Source organism: Shewanella sediminis HAW-EB3, from assembly GCF_000018025.1.
Taxonomy (GTDB): Bacteria; Pseudomonadota; Gammaproteobacteria; order Enterobacterales; family Shewanellaceae; genus Shewanella; species Shewanella sediminis.
This window is the reverse complement of the sequence record NC_009831.1, coordinates 2,433,265-2,452,557: the sequence shown is the minus strand read 5'-3', so window position 1 is coordinate 2,452,557 and position 19,293 is coordinate 2,433,265. Positions and strand designations below refer to the sequence as shown.

Sequence of the window (19,293 nt, the reverse complement as noted above, 5' to 3'; positions counted from 1 at the left end):
AGATCGATATCACACGTACTGAATACAATAGTAAATGGGAAGCACTATGTTAAAGCAGATAATCTGTATTGCCGTGATTTCAACCTTAGCGGGTTGTGCAGCAACTAAAACAGCAGAAAATGCACCTCAGCCTATCGATGCTGTGGCTTTAGAGTCTGGTCTGGCGAAACAACAGGCAGATCTTGTCAACGCAATCGATGAGTCTAAACAAGCTCAAACTACAGGTTTTACAGCGTTATCTGCGCAAATAAAAGCACTCGAGACTCAGATTTCGACGATAAGTATCGAACCTAAGGAGACCATTGTTCCAGTCCCAATGGATTGTCCTCCCTCCCCCCTAGGCGGTAAATTCCTGCTCGGAGCGGAAGAGAATGTCTATATTGACGAGGTTAAAGCTAATTTTAATACCCGTATAGACACAGGTGCCGAATCATCTTCACTCGACGCACGAAATATCATCCTTTTCGAGAGAGATGGAAAACAGTGGGTCCGCTTCGATGTATTCACCGATGGAGCCGAGGCTCCAGCGCAAACATTCGAATCAAAAGTCGAACGTTTTGTACGAATAAAACAAGACTCTGATGAAAAAAGCGATCGCCGTCCGGTTATTCATGCTCACCTGAAGATAGGAAAGTATAAAGCCGAAACCGATCTAAACCTGGTTGATCGCAGTCACTTAGAATTTCCACTCTTACTCGGTCGTAAATTTATGCAAGACATTGCAGTTGTCGATGTAGGGCAAACCTATGTTCATGGAAAAAAGAAGACGGCCACGGTCGTAAACAAATAGGAATTTAGTTGATGCATTCTAAGAAACCCTTTTACATACTCGTTGCACTGCTATTTATTTTGGGGATCACTGCGAGCGTTTATCGTGGCGTAGAACATAAAGTGCCTTTCCTGCCCGGTAAGCAAGTTCAAAGTTGGGCTGTCGATGCCAAGGTGCAATTTCAAGGCACTGGCGACCCTGCCGAGGTCTCTTTTTCACTGCCTAACGATCCTGCATTCGAAATTCTTGTCGAAAATGCAACATCACCGGGCTATGGCTTATCAATTACAGATACTAACGACCAATCTGACCGGCGTGCAATTTGGTCTGTCCGTTCGGCGCAGGGGCAGCAAGACCTTTACTACAAGGTGACCCTCATTCCGACCGGGTCAACTAAGGTCATCGCTAGCACAGAACCTTCTGAACCAAAACCTTATATCTGGCCTGCAACTGAACAGGCCGCGGCGGAGCAGGCGACACAAGAGGTCTGGGCAAAGAGTGCAACTAATCTATCTTTTGCTCAACAGCTGAACAAAGCCTTGAATGCCCAGGAGAGAAGCCAGAATATTGAACTTCTGTTAAGCAGCAACTCTCCCAATAAGCTATTTTTGCATATGCTCCAAAGCAAAGGGATACCCGCTCAGGAAGTGAGTGGTCTGTTTCTTGAAGATCAACGTCGCAGACAGCAGTTGAGCAACTTTGTCGAAGTCTATAATGATGGAGAATGGCACCTGTTCGACCCAACTAATGGTACTCAGGGTCGTGATGAAAATCTGTTACTTTGGGACCGCTCGGGTAAATCGGTACTCGATGTCATTGGTGGCGTAAACTCCCAAGTCAACTTTTCGATGCTTCAAGATACCCGCTCGGCACTGGCAACCTCTCTGGATGTGATGAATAACCAGGATGCGCTAGACTTCTCACTCTATCAATTGCCTCTGGAAGAGCAAAGCCTGTTCAAGGGGATTTTATTGATCCCTATTGGCGTGCTAATGGTGGTTTTCTTGCGTGTCATCGTCGGACTAAAAACGTCAGGGACGTTTATGCCGGTATTGATTGCATTAGCGTTTATCCAGACAACCTTACTAACCGGTCTTGTTGGCTTCATCTTGATCGTTGCCTGTGGCCTGATGATACGCTCATACCTATCGGATCTTAACTTACTGCTGATATCACGAATATCGGCTGTCATTATCGTCGTCATAGGAATTATTGGCGTATTTACCTTGCTCGCTTATAAGATAGGTCTGAGTGAGGGCTTAACCATCACCTTCTTCCCTATGATTATTCTCGCATGGACCATAGAAAGAATGTCTATATTATGGGAAGAGGAAGGTCCTAAAGAGGTGGTTTTACAAGGTGGCGGCAGTCTATTCGTTGCAACACTTGCTTATCTGGCAATGAGTGCGACTTGGGTACAACACTGGGTATTTAACTTCTTAGGCATTCACCTGGTAATTTTGGCCGTGGTCTTGTTGATGGGTCAATATACAGGTTACCGCTTGCTAGAGCTTAGACGCTTTAAGCCATTGGCCGGAGAGTAGTCATGAGACTGTCATTTACCAAACCCTCAGCACTTCGTAAAAAAGGCGTGCTGTGTATGAATAAGCGTAATATTGACTATATTGGACGCTGTAACCCTCGTAAGTTTTATAAGCGGGTAGACGACAAATTAACGACTAAACAACTTGCAATTGCTAATGATATTGCCGTTCCGGCATTAATTGGCGTGGTGCGTGAGCAACATGAAATCGAAGAGATCCCCACAATGGTTCTCGAAGAGGATGGTTTCGTTATCAAGCCCTCTAAAGGCTCTGGCGGCAAAGGGATCTTGGTTATAACCAAGGTCGAAGAGGGTCGTTACTATAAGCCTAACGGCCAAGAAGTGGGGCCAAGTGAGGTGTACCGCCACGTCTCAAATGTTCTCAGCGGCTTGTTCTCATTAGGTGGTTCACCGGATGTGGCCATCGTCGAAGGACTCATTCAATTCGATCCGGTTTTCGATGGCTACTCCTATGAAGGTGTGCCGGATATCAGGTTGATCGTGTATAAGGGATTTCCTGTCATGGGAATGCTCAGACTGTCCACCGCGGCTTCCGATGGTAAGGCTAACCTTCACCAAGGTGCAGTAGGCGTCGGTGTCGATATTGGAACAGGAAAGGGGCTGCATGCGGTTCAGTTTGACACGCCGGTCGAGCTACACCCTGATACCAATAAGATATTAACCGATATACAGGTCCCCCATTGGGACTTCCTGCTTCACACGGCTTCTAAAGCCTATGAAATGAGTGAGATGGGTTATTTAGGTACCGATATGGTACTCGATAAAGTCAAGGGACCACTTCTGTTAGAGCTTAATGCCAGACCGGGTCTTGCGATTCAGATCGCCAATAACCGGGGGATTTTACCCTACCTGGATCATGTCGATTCTTTGGGTAACCATAATATGACTGTGGATGAACGTGTCGAATATGCCAAAAAGCATTTTGCTCATAGCGCTCAGCTTTAGTCTCTACCTAAGTGTCAATTCGGCGGCTCTGTCCGCCGTATCTCCTCTCCCCTTGCTCGTTGAGCAGTGCCTGCAGCTGCAACCACCTGAACCAGTTCTTATCTCGTCGCCGAATCCCTTGCGTGATATTGAAGATGCCGTAGCCAAGAGCCGTGCATTAGAGGCCTCAATGTTGGGGCTGTTTAATGTCAAAGATCGCCTGCGATACTATAAAAGCATGGCCATATCACCCAAATACCAGGAAAGTTTACTGCAATGCCAACTTCACCTGGCCGATCTGATGGCAGAGACATTAGCGTCACCCGCATTAGCTCAGCTACTCAGCTTCAATAACCAAGAAAACCAAGACAACCAAGAGCTGCTTCAATTAAGTTTACGCTGGAGTGATCTTGTCGATGATAACGCCAATTTACCCCACAAATCTCAACTTCATACGTCACAAGCCGCGGTGAAGCTAGGCTTACGCTCCCAAGCGTTAACATTGCAGTTCGGCAATACTCACTGTGATATAAACCAGGGAAAAGAAACGAAAGCGGTACTGCAAACTAAAAGCAAATCCTTCGACAAAAATATCGCGGCTTATTTGATACAACAAAAAGACTCACGTTGCCAACAGCTTGTTTGGAATGCCTACCAGGGCCGTGCCCGTGAAAAGAACGCAGAAGCATTAACCCGTATCGCTCGATTAAGAAACGAGAGCGCGGCTCAAGCAGGCTTCAGGGATCACACCGGCTACTCACTATCAAAACAGTTTCTTTCAAAACCGGAACTTGTAAAAGCCTATTTGGATTCTGTGACTAGACGAGTAGACTCGCCGCCCTGGCAGTTTGGTACCAGCCTCAGCCAAAGCAGGATAACCGAGGTAGCGCCATTAGATTCGGTTTCGATGCTAACCCGTTTGTATAAGGCCGCTGAACCACTCGGCTTTCACGTTGAAATAGTGACAGATAATATTCATCGAGTGTGGCACAGGCGCAGATTATTAGGTGACATATTCTTAGGTGAAGCCCCCTATATTCGTGCACAGACTCTGCGATTTCCAGTTGTTGGGAACCAATTTGGACAGATGCAAATATCATCTAAGCCTCTGCTCAATAGCTACAGAGAGCAGCAAGCCTTGATTAAAGCTACGGCAACAGTCTTAGCTACGTTATCGTCCAGCAGCCACCATTACCTTATCAATGCGTTAGGTGAAACGGGAGATACTTCTAAATTAGGTAGGCTTTGGTTAGAGTATTACCTTACAGATGCTATTTCCCTCTCTTTAGATGACAACAGTCGTGAGCAGAAATTAGCGTCGTACGGTCGACAGCTAAAGGTCTTTAGAGCGAAGGTCGCACTCAATTTTTACTCCGATACAGAACCAACACTCTATCCCAATCTGAGCGATGAGTTTATTCGCGCATTCGGGCAAGCCTGGAGTGAATCACAAAATTATGCTTACAACTTCTTTGCCATTGCCGAAGAAGGCCCAATTTATTATCAAGATGTTTGGCAAGAGTCTCTGGCCAACTTTGTTTATCAAACAACCAAAAACTGTCAGGAACAATACAAAGTTTTTGACATACTTATGATTAATGAACCCTCCTCGCGTCTGGAGCAGAGACTTGAGACACTCTTAGGTTCACCCATCGATGCCAACTCTCTAATTAAAAGGATACATGATGCCACCCTTCCTAAAAATCAGCGTCCTATCACTTGCTCTCTTTAGCTTTGGTACTCTTGCTAATTCAGAAGTAACCACCAGCAAGACGAGCCCTACACCTCAAGATGAAGTGTTTTATGGGATCAAAAATAACTTAGAGCAACACCTGTACCAACTTCCCCCCAGAATACAGGGGCACTATGGTATTAGAATGTATCGCATGACTGGCGACGAAAAGTATGCCAATGCCGCGCTTGTCGACCTTTACGCGGTCAGCGACTCCCAGAATTTTTACGCCTGCAACTTAGACAAGGCAAACTTTATTCAGTCTGAAGCAGAAAAAGCCATCTCTGTACTGGGAAAAGGCCCGAGAGCAAAGGCACGAAAAAAAGCCCTCGAACCTTTTCCTGAGTTTTTATTTTATACGGACGTCCTTCTACGTTTCTCGAGTCGTATCGATGAGTTTGGTTTAACCGGCCCCTGTCATGACAAATTAATCAAGACCCTTAAGAAAGCGGAACTTGAAGCGGGATTGACCGATAAGGCGATGATAAAATCTTGGGCGGCTCAACTTATTAACTATGTCTATTGGGCTAAACAACTGGGCGTTGGTGATTATTTAGAGCCCTATAAACAAGCATTTATATCTGTCTACCCGGATAACAAAGACAATAAGCTAAATAAGAAACAGTATCGTAATAAACTCTACGGCATGACTCACTTCATTTTTGCTGCCAGTGAATACTATCAGCATGACGTCAGTCCTAAGGAGTTCGCCTGGATCCTTGACTATTTTGAAGCCAATATCGACCGAATATTGAAAGATGCCACAGATGATATTATTGCCGAAGTCGGTATTAGCTTTCATCTTGCAGGGCTTTCAGATAATCCTGTTGTCGCCTTGACTCAACAACATATCATTAATGCATTCGATAAAGAGGAGCAGATCATTCCCTCCCCGATGGGAAATCCCGCTCTAGCGATGGGGGAACACAGAAATGTATTAGCCATGATGTTGCTCAAGTGGCCCGAAAAACTGCATAAAGGTCCCTACTTCGGTCAACTTAAGGCAACGAAAAAATACTTGCCTAAACAGGTCAAAGAAAAGTCGTGATCACCTTTGCCTGCAAGATGATTTTACTCCCAAGAGCATAACAACGATGGCCTGATGGATATCAGGTCATTGTTATACGCTTGAATTTTTACCCATTAGGACTTCCTATGAAATTCAACCACTTAAGCATTCCGACAACGGCTAGGTTTGAAGGCTTGATGGTTGCTTTTATTGAGGTTAATGAGGTTAATGAGGTTCCGGTAGAGTTAATGGAGTATTCCAAATAGTTGGCACAGAACAAAACCTTATTGTAGACATTATAAGCACCGAAATCAGATGATATTTAGAGAAGTGGATTGAGTTAATTATGGATAGAGCCAAATCAACACTCGAACAATGGCGTACATTACAAGCGGTCGTCGATTATGGCGGCTATTCGCAAGCAGCAGCTAAACTCAATAAGAGTCAATCCTCGCTGAATCATGCAGTGGCAAAACTCCAGGCGCAATTAGGTATAGAACTGCTAGAAGTCAAAGGTCGAAAAGCCTATCTCACCGAACAAGGCGAAGTACTCTTGAGACGGTCACGCCACATCACTAAATCAGTGGCAGAACTCGAATTACTCGCAAATAATTTGGAGAATGGCTGGGAGCCGAGTCTCACCATTGCAAGAGAGATCATCTATCCGATGGACAAGCTGGTCGATGCATTATCGGACTTCCTGCCAGAGAGCCGGGGGACACGCATAACGATTGTCGACTCCGTTATCACAGGCACACATGAGCTGATTAAAGATCAACTCGTCGATATTGCAATCTCTGGCGGTGTTGCACCTAAAGGCGTTCTCAGTGAACCCTTATGCGAGTTAGATTTTTTATTAGTCTGCCACCCGGAACATCCATTGGCCAGTGAACCTAATATTGAAGATGATCTGACATTAGCCCAGCACCTTCAAATCGTGATTAAAGACACCGGGCAGGGATCTAATATCGATCTTGGCTGGCTAAAGGCTGAACAGAGGTGGACCGTCTCAAATTTCCATGAAGCGTTAGCCATACTAAACCGCAATATCGGTTTTTGCTGGGTCCCGAAGCACTTAGTGGACTCATTAATCGAAACAGGAGAATTAAGTCAACTCAGCCTCAAGGGAAGTAGCCATAAAAAGGTCATGATGAGTCTGATCATCCCCAACAGAGACAGGCAAGGTCCGGCAAGTGAGCGGCTAGAGCAATTGATTATGGAACAGCATTGCAAGAATGAAAATTAATGGGCTTAGGTCTAGACGCTAAAGGGTTTAAACGCTAAAGCTCAAGGAGCCGGAGGCGTTATTAACGGGCAGGTATTTTTCGAGTAAGGTCTTAGTGAGATAACCTTCAATCTGATCTTTACTGGTCAATAGCTCAAATACGGGTTCAGACGAAGCCGTTAACTGCCCGTTTATCGTCTCTATGGTTTGATTCACCACATTATCTTCTTCGGGCTGCGGTCTTCGAATGGCTCCCGTGTCATCGACCTCTCCAGCTATCGTCATCTCTGGAGGCTCTGGCGGGGTAAAACCATCTATGATGGTTTGCGCATCTATCAGAGGGGCCATATCTTTAATTGACATGACTTCACTCTGCCTCTTCTCAGCCAGTTCCGATTGTGCCTGATTCATCTTCCTTATCGCATCGGCTGCAACTCTGATATCGGCCATCGACGGATTAGCCGGAGCCATAGCCGCCGCATATACCTGCCTCATCTTGTTTATCGTCGCTTGAGGATCACCGGGCACAATAGAGATATCTATGGACACTTCACCATCGACGGCATATCTCTTACCATCACTCCCCTGCTCGTAACTGAACTGTGGACTCTGAGCCAAATTCCCTCCCACAGAGGAGTGAGCCTGCTCATGAGCCTTGACTTGCGCATCTCTTTTTGACAATTCTGCCAAAATTTGTTGCTCGACAACCGCATTACTATCGCTGCCCTGCTCCTCGAATGCTTTCTTACTAATATCGGAGGGTTCAAAAATTGAACCCGTCACTTTCTCTTCCGGAGCTGGAGGCTCTTTTGCAAAAATGTTTTGCGCAACACTTTCAGGCTTATCTGATGGCTTACCGCTTGCGTCGCCAGCTGTCGGTGTGGCTTGGGTATCTGTAGCGACATTGCTGTCGGTATTAGTAACTGGCGTTGCATAAATATCGTTGAAAATCGGATGACTCTCAGAACCTTCAGCCGATTGAGAGCTTGATTGTGGGTTAAAGACAGGCTCGCTTAACCCAACAACCGAGGCGGAGGTTTGCGCATTGACTAAACCCGCGACTGACAAGGGGCCGAGCGCAAGACTAAACACAGCCTGAGACTGGCTCGTATTGACGCTTAATGCATTAGCACCTATAGAGGCTAAATCTGTATCGGTTACTGCTAACGGTCTGGAATATTCAGGCGATGTGACATCAGAAGTGAGCACCGCTGAGCTTGTCACCGGGGCAAAAACATTGGGGGAGAGACCAACGGTATCTGGCGACATTTGAATACTGAAAGGTTTGACTGGCTTGGGTCCGACGGATGAGCGGGTTACCGTAGAGGATGCAATCGTTGAGCTATTTGAAGAGCTAGCCGATGAGTGAGTCGCTGAATCACTCTTTAATGATACTGAGGTAAGCGAAGCTGAAGTAACAGAAGGCGAAGCAGGTAACGATTGTTCCTGCCTTCGCTGAATATCAGGCGAAGAGATGACGCCTAACATAATGACTACACCTCAAGGTTGATAATCGTGCCGATAGTCTCAGAAGAGGTTTCTAACACTTCAACCGCGGCTTCACCTTGGTTTTTCGCTTCAATTGCTGAAACTAACGCTTCTGTCTTATCTACATTTTCAACGGGTCTGGTAGCATCAGCCTCCAGGTTTGCGTCAGGCTGAGGCTGTGCAGGCTTGGCCACATCTACCGTAGCTTGAGTCAGACCAGACTGCGCATTTTGTAATCCTGATAGTCCAGAGGATAAACTGGGGGGGATTTGCATAACTATTGCTCCAAAAAACTGAGTCCTATGGTCAATTATTAACCATTGACAGTAAAAAGTACAGTACCCTCTGTTACTGAAGATAAGGTAAGCAAAGATATTTACTGTAACCATGATCAGTATTATATTTGAAGCCAATGACCTCTGCCTTTATACCTCCCTGTCACACGCACAGAATATGGAGAGAGCTCTCTACTTTCATAACTATGAAAAACCCCCACATGTCACGCAGAATGAGTTGGGACCCACGCCGACTCCCAGTCCTTCCAAACCGGGTTCAAGCCTTTGGCCTTGATCGCAGCACCCACCTCTTGCGCCGATCGTTCATCGCTAATATCGAACTGGTTTAACTGAGTATCCGGCTTAACATAACCACCGGGTTGAGTCGAACTTCCTGCACTGATATTGGTGATCCCAAGTTCAAACAAATTATCGCGTAATTGTGCAGACTCACGTGTAGAAAGACTGATCTCAAGCTGTTGATTAAACAGTCTGAACGCACAAATCAACTGAACCAGGCCTTTGTCTGTCAACTCTACTTTGGGAGTGATACCTCCCGTGCAGGGCCTTAACCTGGGCAATGAGACACTGTAACGAGAACGCCAAAACCTGGACTCGAGATAAGAGAGGTGATGGCCCAATAGCAGTGCATCTAAGCGCCAATCATCTAAACCCAGTAGCACGCCGATACCTATTTTATCGACGCCGGCTCTGGCCACTCTTTCCGGGGTACCCAATCGATAGCCAAAATCCCGCTTTTTACCTCTGGTGTGATGTTTTGCGTAGGTATTCGGGTTATAAGTCTCTTGATAGATCATCACCGCATCTAACCCTAAGCCGACCAAATCAGAGTATTCGCTCTCCTTAAGCGGTTGAACTTCCATCGCAAGGTAACTGAAATTTTGTTTTACTCTCGGTAGGACAGTTTTAAAATAATCTATTCCGACTTTTGTTTCGTGTTCTCCCGAAACCAGCAGTATCGAGTCGTAGCCAGATTTTTTAATCACGGCCATCTCGGCATCGATACCTTTAAGACTCAGGGTCTCTCTTTTCAGTTTGTTACTCATGCTAAAACCGCAATAATCACACTCATTAGCACATAAATTTGACAGGTATAGAGGCAGATACATACCGACATTAGCGCCAAACCTTTGCCTTGTCAGGGCCTTTGATCGCTGCGCCATCTCTTCTAGAAAATCTTCTGCCGCAGGGGAAAGTAAGGCCAATAGGCTGTCGAGTGAACCTACAGGTGATATGAGTGCCCTTTCAACGTCATCTCTGGTTGTCGAATAGAGCCTGAGCTTCAGCTTCTCCCGATCAAGGTTTTGCAGATAAGAGAAGAAGCTCATGACCGACTCCCGTGTAATGAATCTAAACTGATCACCTTATTCATTGAGGAACCCCGTTAACGGACTCGTGTGCTCGGCGCGAACACTGACTTGGCCGAGTCCCGCCCGATACGCCGCTCTACCGGTTTCTACCGCTTGAGAAAAGCAGCGAGCCATGGCGATGGGATCTCGACTGCTGGCGATAGCGGTGTTGACCAATACTGCATCGGCGCCTAACTCCATGGCATGTGTCGCCTGAGACGGCGTACCGATCCCGGCATCGACCACGACAGGCACACTAGCTTGCTCGATGATTATTTTGAGAAAGGTTTCGGTCGCTAAGCCCTGATTTGAACCTATGGGGCTCGCCAGTGGCATAACGGCGGCGCAGCCCACCTCCTCGAGACGACGACATAGAACCGGATCGGCATGAACATAAGGCAAGACTACGAAGCCTTTATCACAGAGAGTCTTTGCGGCAGCTAACGTCTCAATTGGATCGGGCATCAGATATTTGGGGTCGGGGTGGATCTCAAGTTTGACCCAATTGGTGTTCAGTACCTCTCTTGCTAATTCTGCGGCAAATACTGCCTCTTTGGCATTTCTTGCACCCGACGTATTGGGAAGTAGCTTGATGCCACTTTGCTGTAAGGGTAATAAGATCTCATCGCTACCACTGCTAAGATCTAACCGTTTCATCGCCATAGTCACAAGTTGGGATTGCGAAGCCTGGATCGCCTCCAGCATCAAGTTAGCCGATGAAAACTTTCCGGTACCGGTAAACAATCTGGAGTTAAACTCATGTTCTGCAATTTTTAACATTCTAACCTCCTGCCACTACGGCAAAGACTTCAAAGCTATCGCCTTCGACACATGCTTGCTCTTTCCACAGCCCTTTCGTCACGACCTTGGAATTACAGACGACCGCAACGGAATTAATCGCAATGTTTTGCGCCAGTAAAAGCCCCTCTATGGAGAGCGTTTCGGGAATGATATGGGGCAGGTCATTGATAGAGACAGTGATGGTGCTGACATGTTTAGACTCAAGGACAGGTTTAGTCGGGTTCATGACAAGACTCCTCATTAAAAGGCTGTTTACTACAAGATTGGTCATTAAAAGGCTGATTATTACGAGACAGGTCATGACAAGAGTGTTCATGACTAGGTTGGTGGCGACTTGAACCGTTATCTTCCAGACTACAGACATGGCACAGTGGGTCTCGGCTCAATGAGGCCTCTCTCCACTTAAGATTTAAACCATCAAATCTCATCAACTTTCCTGAACATTGCACGATACCGAGCAGGTAATTGATGGCCATTAATGCCTGCATAGAGGCCATGACCCCAACCATAGGGCCTAGTACTCCCACGTTGCGGCAAGTTTCTGATACCTGTGAATCATCAGGAAACAGACAGTGATAACAGCCGGACTCGGGCGCAGAGTTCGTATCGACCGTGAATATCTGGCCGTGAAAATGTGCCACAGAAGCCGTGACTAAGGGACGTAGCGCTTCGACGCAATATCTGTTCACTTGCTGACGAGAGATAAAATTATCGGTGCAATCTATGACCATATCGGCCATTTTTACTAAAGATGCACCATTGTCTGGACCAAATTTATCGGTGACCGACTCGATTTTGCATTGGCTGTACGCCAAAGCCAGCTTATCTCTCGCCGTAATCGCTTTATTCTTGCCGATGTCACTCTCATTAAACAAGAGTTGTCTGGGTAGATTAGATAATTCGACGCAGTCATGATCAACTAAGGTCAACCTGCCTACACCGGCGGCCGCGAGCTGTTGACTCACCAGCGAGCCTAATCCACCCACTCCGATGACAACAACATGACGTACCAATAGTGAAGCCTGACCCGACTCCCCCACCTCATCGAGCAGGATCTGCCTGGAATATCGGATAAAATCTAAATCATTCATCCTCGATACTCCATGCTGCGACCAGTGTTTGATACGCGACTGCCGGTTCATCGGCTTCAGTCACCGCACGAACCACGGCAATGTCATCGACATTCGTTTTCTTCACAGCGGGGAGTCGATTGAGATCGATGCCGCCAATCGCAACCAAGGGAAAATGCCCTTTTAACAGGTCAACATAATGTTTAAGCTTATGGAGTCCCTGAGGCAAAGACGGCATGACCTTGGTCGTTGTCGGAAAAATATGTCCAAGCGCAATATAGGAGGGCTTAAATTGCGAGGCGAGTAACAGCTCAAAATAGCTATGACTCGATACCCCTAGTGCTAATCCGGATTGTGCAATTTGGGTCAGATCTGCATCATAGAGATCCTCCTGGCCCAGGTGTACACCAAAGGCCTGATGTTTAACCGCAAGTTGCCAATAATCGTTGATAAAGACCTTCGCCCGATAATCCCGGCCTAGCTGAATTGCCGTGATGATCTTCGCCTCGAGTTCAGGGTCGTCAGCATCCTTTATTCTCAGCTGAATGGTCTTAGCCCCGGCGCCTAGCAATGCTTGTAACATGGACAGTTCGGTCACTACCGGATAAACACCGAGTCGGTCATCGAGGACCTTAAAAGTTAATTCGTCAGGAAGTGCAGCGCCGCCATCTAATGAAGTTATGTGTGCAAATCCGCTTAGTTCGTCAGACCAGCCTGTACGAGCGAGAGGGCCTGGCCCCTTCCCTACTCGATAGCTCTGCTTTATCCCCTCTGTGACATAGGCCTTTGCGACCACTACGGCGTCTTGCAGTACGAAACCCCACGCCATAACGCTGGCAATAGCCGAGCTTAAGGTACAACCACTACCATGGTTATTAGTACTGTCCACTCTCGGGCTCGAGAGTAAGAAGCTCCTTTGTTGGTGAATTACGGCGCTACCGGGCGCCTGAACACAGACAAATATATCTTGTGCAGTTTTGGCTTCCCATGCAGCGCCCTTATCCCCTCCCTTGGCCAATACATTACATTCAAATGTCTTAGACAGCGCTTTGGCCGCCCGGTGACAGTCGCTCAAATCTGTGAGCCTGCGCCCGGACAATACACTAAGCTCAGCCGTGTTGGGTGTAATTAGAGTGATCAGCCCTTTCAGGGGGAGAAAATTCAGATGACTGATAGTCCCATCACGGACGGATCCTCCAGAACCATTAGCTGAGTCACTATCTAAACCAGGACCTGAGTCGTTATCTAATTTTTTAGTGTTTGATTCAGCTCTTGATTGAGCAGTAAAGTGGGCTCCACAGCTGGCAACCATCACAGGATCGAGTATGACGCTCACATCCATTGCATTCGTTTGTGTAAACTCACGCAAAGAGGTATTGAGCCATTTGCCGAGCAAATTTAACTGCGCTTGACTCGCTAAGAGTCCAATCTTAATCGCCATGGGCGGTAGGTCAGTTAGTAGCACATCAAGCTGAGCCAGTAACATCGCCTCAGACACAGGTTCTACCAGGGTTACACTCACCGAGTTCTGAGCCGTCAAGCAAGTGATCGCACTACAGGCGTGACAACCAAGATCTTGTATTGTCGCGAGATCGGCCTGTATGCCGGCGCCTCCCCCGCTATCTGAGCCTGCAATTGTCCAAACCACAGGCTTTAAAGCTGACGACGTCAGCTCTAAATTGGTCATGGTCTAGCCCTCGGTTTCTACAAGTTCAACATCTTCCACCAACGCGCCGCTTTCATGGTAAAGCGCCGCCCCCTTAGCCTTAAATTCTGCAGACATCTGAGCCATACCCGACTCTTTGACACTCTTAGCCTTAAACTCCGTGTCTGTATGCAGCTTAACCTCTTGCGCCGCCGCATATTCTCTGACCTCTTGGCTTATCTTCATCGAACAGAACTTGGGCCCGCACATGGAGCAGAAATGAGCAACTTTCGCCGATTCCTGCGGAAGCGATTCATCGTGATAGGCTCTGGCGGTGTCAGGATCCAGTCCTAAGTTATATTGATCTTCCCAGCGAAACTCAAACCTTGCCTTGGACAGGGCATTGTCTCGAATTTGTGCTGTCGGATGACCCTTAGCCACATCACCGGCATGAGCGGCAATCTTATAGGTGATCAAGCCTTGCTTGACGTCTTCCTTGTTCGGTAAACCTAAGTGCTCTTTTGGCGTCACATAGCAGAGCATGGCACAGCCATACCAGGCAATCATTGCCGCGCCGATCCCCGAAGTGAAATGATCATAACCCGGTGCGATATCGGTAGTCTGAGGGCCTAAGGTATAAAATGGCGCTTCATCACACACCTCAAGCTGCTTATCCATGTTCTCTTTAATCAGATTCATGGGGATATGACCCGGCCCCTCGATGATCGTTTGCACATCGTACTCCCAGGCAATCTTAACTAACTCACCTAAGGTTTCGAGTTCAGAAAATTGTGCTTCATCGTTAGCATCGGCAATTGATCCCGGTCGCATTCCATCACCGAGTGACAATGAAACGTCATAGGCGGCGCAAAGCTCACAGATATCCCGGAAGTGTTCATACAAGAAGTTTTCAAGATGGTGAGAGAGACACCACTTTGCCATAATTGATCCGCCCCGTGAGACGATGCCGGTCAAACGCTTGGCCGTCATCGGGACGTAGCGAAGCAACACACCTGCGTGGATAGTAAAGTAATCGACGCCTTGCTCTGCCTGTTCAAGCAGAGTATCTCTGAATATCTCCCATGTGAGGTCTTCCGCCACGCCATTGACCTTCTCCAGAGCTTGGTAGATGGGCACGGTACCAATAGGCACTGGCGAGTTTCGTATGATCCATTCCCTTGTTTCATGAATATATCGACCCGTCGATAGATCCATTACCGTATCGGCTCCCCAACGCGTCGACCAAACCAGTTTTTCAACTTCCTCTTCGATTGAAGAGGTCACCGCAGAGTTACCTATATTGGCGTTCACTTTAACCAGAAAGTTACGACCGATAATCATAGGTTCGGCTTCGGGATGGTTAATATTCAGCGGAATAATGGCACGTCCCCGTGCCACCTCTTGCCGGACAAACTCAGGGGTAATAGGCTGACTTATCGCCGCGCCGAAACTTTCACCTTCTGCTTTCTGAGTTAACGCTTCATCGGTCACTTCACTCAAAGCCATATTCTCTCTGATGGCAATGTACTCCATTTCCGGGGTAACTATCCCCTGTCTGGCATAATGAAGTTGAGTCACACACTGACCTTGTTTGGCCTTTCTGGGTGAAAGAAGCGAGTCGAAACGCAGATGGTCGAGTCCGTAATCGGCTAACCTTTGCTGTGTAAAACCAGAACTGGCAGCGATCAATTGCTCGGTATCATTGCGCTCAAGGATCCAATTTGCCCTGAACTTATCCAGACCTTCACGGACGTTAATCTTGGCGTTGGGATCGGAATATGGACCGGCACAATCGTACACTTTCAATGGCGGATTTGATTCTAAAACGGGATGAGATTCGGTGCCGCCAATCATGGTCTCTGATTGGTGTATTTGACGCATACCTACCCGAATATCATCACGGCTACCGACTAAGTAAACTTTCTCAGAATTTGGATGTTGAAGTGGTTTTAGATTATCAATAAATTGTTGAGCTTGAGCTCGGGTTTCACGACGTGTTGACATAAGCAATCTCACTTTAAATAAAAGAATGAAGTTGCTTGCCAGGAGAGTTGAATAGCGAATGCATCAACACAAATAATGAAGATGCATCAAATAATTACCAAAGTGTACGACTGTAACGTATCGATAATAAACCTTAATTTGAGCTAAGCTTTATTGGTACAAATGTACTCGACTAATAAACGTTATCGTACAGGTTTACTGTAATTATCATGCTTGTTTCCTTCGCGAGTATTAACACGATCAGGTTCAACGGATCCCGAATAAACGGTCTCAGCCAATAGGCACTCCGACAAGATGTTGAGAAGTATAGACTTAATGCATTAAATTAAACAAGGGATTTATTTTTTATTCTCACCTGGTAGTGCGAGCAATATCAAACCCAACCAAAACCCTTTAAAAACAAGCAGCTAACTCAATGCGCGCCCATTTTTATCAGGCATTTCAATTCTAACTATGAATTAAAATCATCTTTTGCATGCTTGTTTTACAATCAATCACCTTATCTGTTTTCTTAGATAAGATGAATTATCCGAGGTTTTGGTAGACCAAATAGTCGCGTTCAACAGTAATAGATAGTGGTATTTCGATTTTCCTCTTACTGTTTGTGACCCGCGTAACCCAAAAATAGTTGATTTTAAATCCAGTCATCTTTTGGCTGTAAGGCAGTCAACAAAACAAGCGTACACGTGTACGCTCAATCATGGTGTTTTGAATTAATTGCTGTTACACTCACCTCAATTGGTCTTACCAGAAGTTGACTTTACTATGCCTGTACAGGAACTATATTCCACTCCCTCGCCGTCGATAAGTGTTAATTCAAGTGGTTACACAAGGAGTGAAGAAACGGCAAATAGCATGAGCCATGCTCTGGGTGTAATAGCCGGGATAATCGGTCTTATTTTTTCCCTGATCAAAGGGCAAGAGACACTAACAAATATTCAGTTAATCGGTGTTGTCATTTATTGTGCCAGCATCATACTGCTTTTCGCCTGTTCGACTCTGTACCACTCAGTGTCAGATCCAGCATTAAAACATAAACTTAAAATCGCAGACCATTGCGCAATCTATTTCTTGATTGCAGGAACCTATACCCCCTTGATGTTAATCGCCCTCACGGGCACTCAAGCAAAGGTGATCTTAATTTCAATTTGGTCTTTAGCCTTGGGTGGTGTGCTTTTTAAAACCCTATTTATCCATCGTTTCAAGAAGTTTAGTGTCGCTCTTTATCTGATTATGGGATGGTTATGCATGACCGTCATCAATGATCTGATTTCAGCCATGTCTCCACTTGGTTTCCAGCTATTGTTAACCGGCGGAATTTTTTACAGTCTGGGGGTAGTCTTTTATGTAGGTAAAAGAATACCTTATAACCATGCTATCTGGCACCTGTTCGTATTAGGTGGCGCAATAAGCCATTTCCTTTGTGTGTATCTGACACTCATCTAATAGGCCGATAAGATAACTATGCTTCTCGACAAGGAATGTCGAAAAGGGCCTCTATCGGACGATTTGTCATCTCATTAATACGCGCTTAGCAATTCACAACATCGCTTTATTAAGCTTCCTACCTCTCCACTTCACTTCACTAAGCTTGCACTCTTCAAATCCATCGACTCTCCATGCATGATTTCGTCACGCAACATCTATCTCCATAGATATCACCTATTTGCCACTTCCACTTCCACTTCTACTTCTACTTCCACTTCTACTTCTACTTCCACTTCCACTTCCACTTCCACTTCCACTTCCACTTCCACTTCCACTTCCACTGCTATCAAAACAGATTGTTTTCCCATATACGAATTAATTGCTTTCTTTTATACGAATAAATTGAATTTAGAACACCTCTAATTGTATCAACATTTAAGAATCGCCCATAAAAACACCAAAACAATTAACATCCAAGACCACAAAAAACAAACAAAGCCGACACATAACCACCTACAAGTTTAATTTATTTATTTGAACCAATGCAGAGTTTTTATAACTCGAGTACATATAAGACTAAATTAAGTGTTGACGAGACATTTAATATAAACATATTATCAAATAAATGTATCAACATGTAACATTGCGAATCACCTTTTTCTAATTTAAGTCGAAGTGTTATTTATATGATTATCAGCATGGCGTACAGTTTATTACATCAAGTTAAACATTACTCTCTTGTCTATATTTAACTTTTTCATTTATGTCTGATCAGGATTACATTAGCCATAAATACCGATTGACAAAGTAAGCCCAAATGCATTGATATCTCTAACGTTTTACGCGCTCACCAGCCAGTAACTGTTGAGGGTTTGTCACCTTTATAATTGCAAACGTTGTTAAGAACAACTGAACCACCACATTTATACCATACGGCATAATGTAAAGGTTCGGCGTTCAATAAAATTTGTTACAAATAATAAATCGAGATTTACAGATTAATATTCACTAATCGTTCATCTCCATAAAACTTAATTAGAAAATCCTCATCAGACTTCACATCTGAGTTTCTGAGCATTTTTATATTGTTAATGACACATATATTGGATTGGAATATGCCAACAACACCCGTTCTTTCTTCTATACCTATAAATCATGGCTCAAATAAGTTTAATTACTTATATTGCATCGCCATCACTGGGTTTGCCTTGTTAGGCTCAACATCAGCTTATGCCGTTAACGAGTATGAGATCACCCGTAAAGAAGTAGAAACCAATTGGTCAGGTTATATCAATGTAGGGTTTACCCGTAACTCCTATGATTCTGACACTTTTAGCGCCTATCAGGCGTATAACTTTAGTAGCCGTGTTAGCTATAAATCTGATTGGGGCAGCTTGTTACTGACTCTCGGTGGTGAAAAGCAAACTCTTCATGGAAAAGAGTCGAGTTTCTACGATCCTCTATTGGATTATCGAACGCCTTTTCACGTGTTTTCCGACACCCTTTTTCTTAGGGGAAGTGTCGGTGTCTATCTTCCGGGAAATCATTATTCCAAACTCGATCGTCTGCAATATGCGCCACGTGTCGCCGGCTACCTGTATTGGACGCCTACGGATTCAATGAGTTTTTACCTGTCCCCTCGCTATCGCTATAACGCCTACCAGTATAAGACGGCGGGTCAGAGAGTATTGATTGAGCACCAGTTCGATACCCTGGCCGATGCTCAGTGGCAAATTACCGACAGCCTCTATTTTGATGTTACCGGTCGCTACCGGATGTCAAAAAACTATTACGGCAGACGTATGGATGACCAGTTTACTTTTGCTCAAGAGCTGGGCTGGGAATTCAGTTCCGATTGGGTTGTGGCTATCGGACACAACAACAGCGGCAAATTCTATGACCCAGAAATCGGCCCTTCTCAAGGCTTTGAAGTCTACGACAAGAAAAGCTCAACCTTCTACTTGTCACTAACAACATATTTATAAGTAA

Annotated in this window: 17 protein-coding genes and 1 riboswitch; of the genes, 8 read left to right on the top strand and 9 right to left on the bottom strand. The window is 45.6% G+C overall.

From position 1 onward, the window contains the following. The first annotated feature begins 46 nt into the window (after positions 1-46). The 6 genes from SSED_RS10515 (at position 47) to SSED_RS10490 (ending at position 7,244) form a co-directional block, all read left to right on the top strand. Positions 47-790, top strand: coding sequence for an ATP-dependent zinc protease family protein (locus SSED_RS10515; protein ID WP_012142370.1), 744 nt, complete (start codon positions 47-49; stop codon positions 788-790). Between the two features lie 11 nt (positions 791-801). Then, positions 802-2,313 carry a UUP1 family membrane protein gene (locus tag SSED_RS10510; protein ID WP_012142369.1) on the top strand — a complete coding sequence of 504 codons (1,512 nt, stop codon included), beginning with the start codon at positions 802-804 and terminating at the stop codon, positions 2,311-2,313. Positions 2,314-2,315: 2 nt separating this feature from the next. Then, a complete protein-coding gene (locus SSED_RS10505) occupies positions 2,316-3,278 on the top strand; it encodes an alpha-L-glutamate ligase-like protein (protein WP_012142368.1) in 963 nt (320 codons plus the stop codon). Next, the gene (locus SSED_RS10500; RefSeq protein WP_012142367.1) at positions 3,241-4,989 is read left to right on the top strand and encodes a transcriptional regulator; all 1,749 of its coding nucleotides are present in this window, start codon (positions 3,241-3,243) and stop codon (positions 4,987-4,989) included. The genes SSED_RS10505 and SSED_RS10500 overlap by 38 nt, the downstream gene beginning before the upstream one ends. Continuing rightward, positions 4,943-6,037, top strand: coding sequence for a DUF3541 domain-containing protein (locus SSED_RS10495; RefSeq protein WP_012142366.1), 1,095 nt, complete (start codon positions 4,943-4,945; stop codon positions 6,035-6,037). The genes SSED_RS10500 and SSED_RS10495 overlap by 47 nt, the downstream gene beginning before the upstream one ends. A 307-nt stretch (positions 6,038-6,344) precedes the next feature. Further along, positions 6,345-7,244 carry a LysR family transcriptional regulator gene (locus SSED_RS10490; RefSeq protein ID WP_012142365.1) on the top strand — a complete coding sequence of 300 codons (900 nt, stop codon included), beginning with the start codon at positions 6,345-6,347 and terminating at the stop codon, positions 7,242-7,244. Between the two features lie 27 nt (positions 7,245-7,271). Here the strand turns inward: SSED_RS10490 and SSED_RS23630 are convergent, their stop codons facing one another. The 8 genes from SSED_RS23630 to thiC form a co-directional block, all read right to left on the bottom strand. Further along, complete coding sequence (locus tag SSED_RS23630) at positions 7,272-8,711, bottom strand: putative metalloprotease CJM1_0395 family protein (RefSeq protein ID WP_012142364.1); 1,440 nt, start codon at positions 8,709-8,711, stop codon at positions 7,272-7,274. 5 nt (positions 8,712-8,716) lie between these two features. Then, positions 8,717-8,986, bottom strand: coding sequence for a flagellar basal body rod C-terminal domain-containing protein (locus SSED_RS10480; RefSeq protein WP_012142363.1), 270 nt, complete (start codon positions 8,984-8,986; stop codon positions 8,717-8,719). Between the two features lie 224 nt (positions 8,987-9,210). Then, positions 9,211-10,335, bottom strand: coding sequence for a 2-iminoacetate synthase ThiH (gene thiH / locus SSED_RS10475; protein WP_012142362.1), 1,125 nt, complete (start codon positions 10,333-10,335; stop codon positions 9,211-9,213). 36 nt (positions 10,336-10,371) lie between these two features. Next, positions 10,372-11,136 (bottom strand): thiazole synthase, encoded by a 765-nt coding sequence (locus tag SSED_RS10470; RefSeq protein WP_012142361.1) that lies wholly within the window; start codon positions 11,134-11,136, stop codon positions 10,372-10,374. Between the two features lies 1 nt (position 11,137). Then, positions 11,138-11,383, bottom strand: a complete 246-nt coding sequence (gene thiS, locus SSED_RS10465; protein ID WP_012142360.1) for a sulfur carrier protein ThiS — start codon at positions 11,381-11,383, stop codon at positions 11,138-11,140. Continuing rightward, positions 11,370-12,248: a HesA/MoeB/ThiF family protein gene (locus tag SSED_RS10460; RefSeq protein WP_012142359.1), complete on the bottom strand. Its 879-nt coding sequence runs from the start codon at positions 12,246-12,248 to the stop codon at positions 11,370-11,372. Before SSED_RS10460 ends, thiS begins: the two co-directional genes overlap by 14 nt. Further along, positions 12,241-13,914 (bottom strand): thiamine phosphate synthase, encoded by a 1,674-nt coding sequence (gene thiE, locus SSED_RS10455; RefSeq protein ID WP_012142358.1) that lies wholly within the window; start codon positions 13,912-13,914, stop codon positions 12,241-12,243. The genes SSED_RS10460 and thiE overlap by 8 nt, the downstream gene beginning before the upstream one ends. Positions 13,915-13,917: 3 nt before the next feature. Further along, positions 13,918-15,876, bottom strand: coding sequence for a phosphomethylpyrimidine synthase ThiC (gene thiC / locus SSED_RS10450; protein WP_012142357.1), 1,959 nt, complete (start codon positions 15,874-15,876; stop codon positions 13,918-13,920). Between the two features lie 200 nt (positions 15,877-16,076). Beyond that, a riboswitch (TPP riboswitch) is annotated at positions 16,077-16,175 on the bottom strand. Positions 16,176-16,641: 466 nt separating this feature from the next. On the opposite strand from thiC, the gene trhA reads away from it, so the two are divergent. Beyond that, on the top strand, positions 16,642-17,322 hold the full coding sequence (trhA, locus tag SSED_RS10445) for a PAQR family membrane homeostasis protein TrhA (protein WP_012142356.1): 681 nt from the start codon (positions 16,642-16,644) through the stop codon (positions 17,320-17,322). 212 nt (positions 17,323-17,534) lie between these two features. Here trhA and SSED_RS24830 read toward each other — a convergent pair whose 3' ends face one another. Beyond that, positions 17,535-17,672 carry a hypothetical protein gene (locus tag SSED_RS24830; RefSeq protein ID WP_190273200.1) on the bottom strand — a complete coding sequence of 46 codons (138 nt, stop codon included), beginning with the start codon at positions 17,670-17,672 and terminating at the stop codon, positions 17,535-17,537. Between the two features lie 747 nt (positions 17,673-18,419). Between SSED_RS24830 and SSED_RS10440 the strand changes: the two genes are divergently transcribed. After that, positions 18,420-19,289, top strand: a complete 870-nt coding sequence (locus tag SSED_RS10440; RefSeq protein ID WP_041421637.1) for a hypothetical protein — start codon at positions 18,420-18,422, stop codon at positions 19,287-19,289. Positions 19,290-19,293 lie beyond the last annotated feature (4 nt).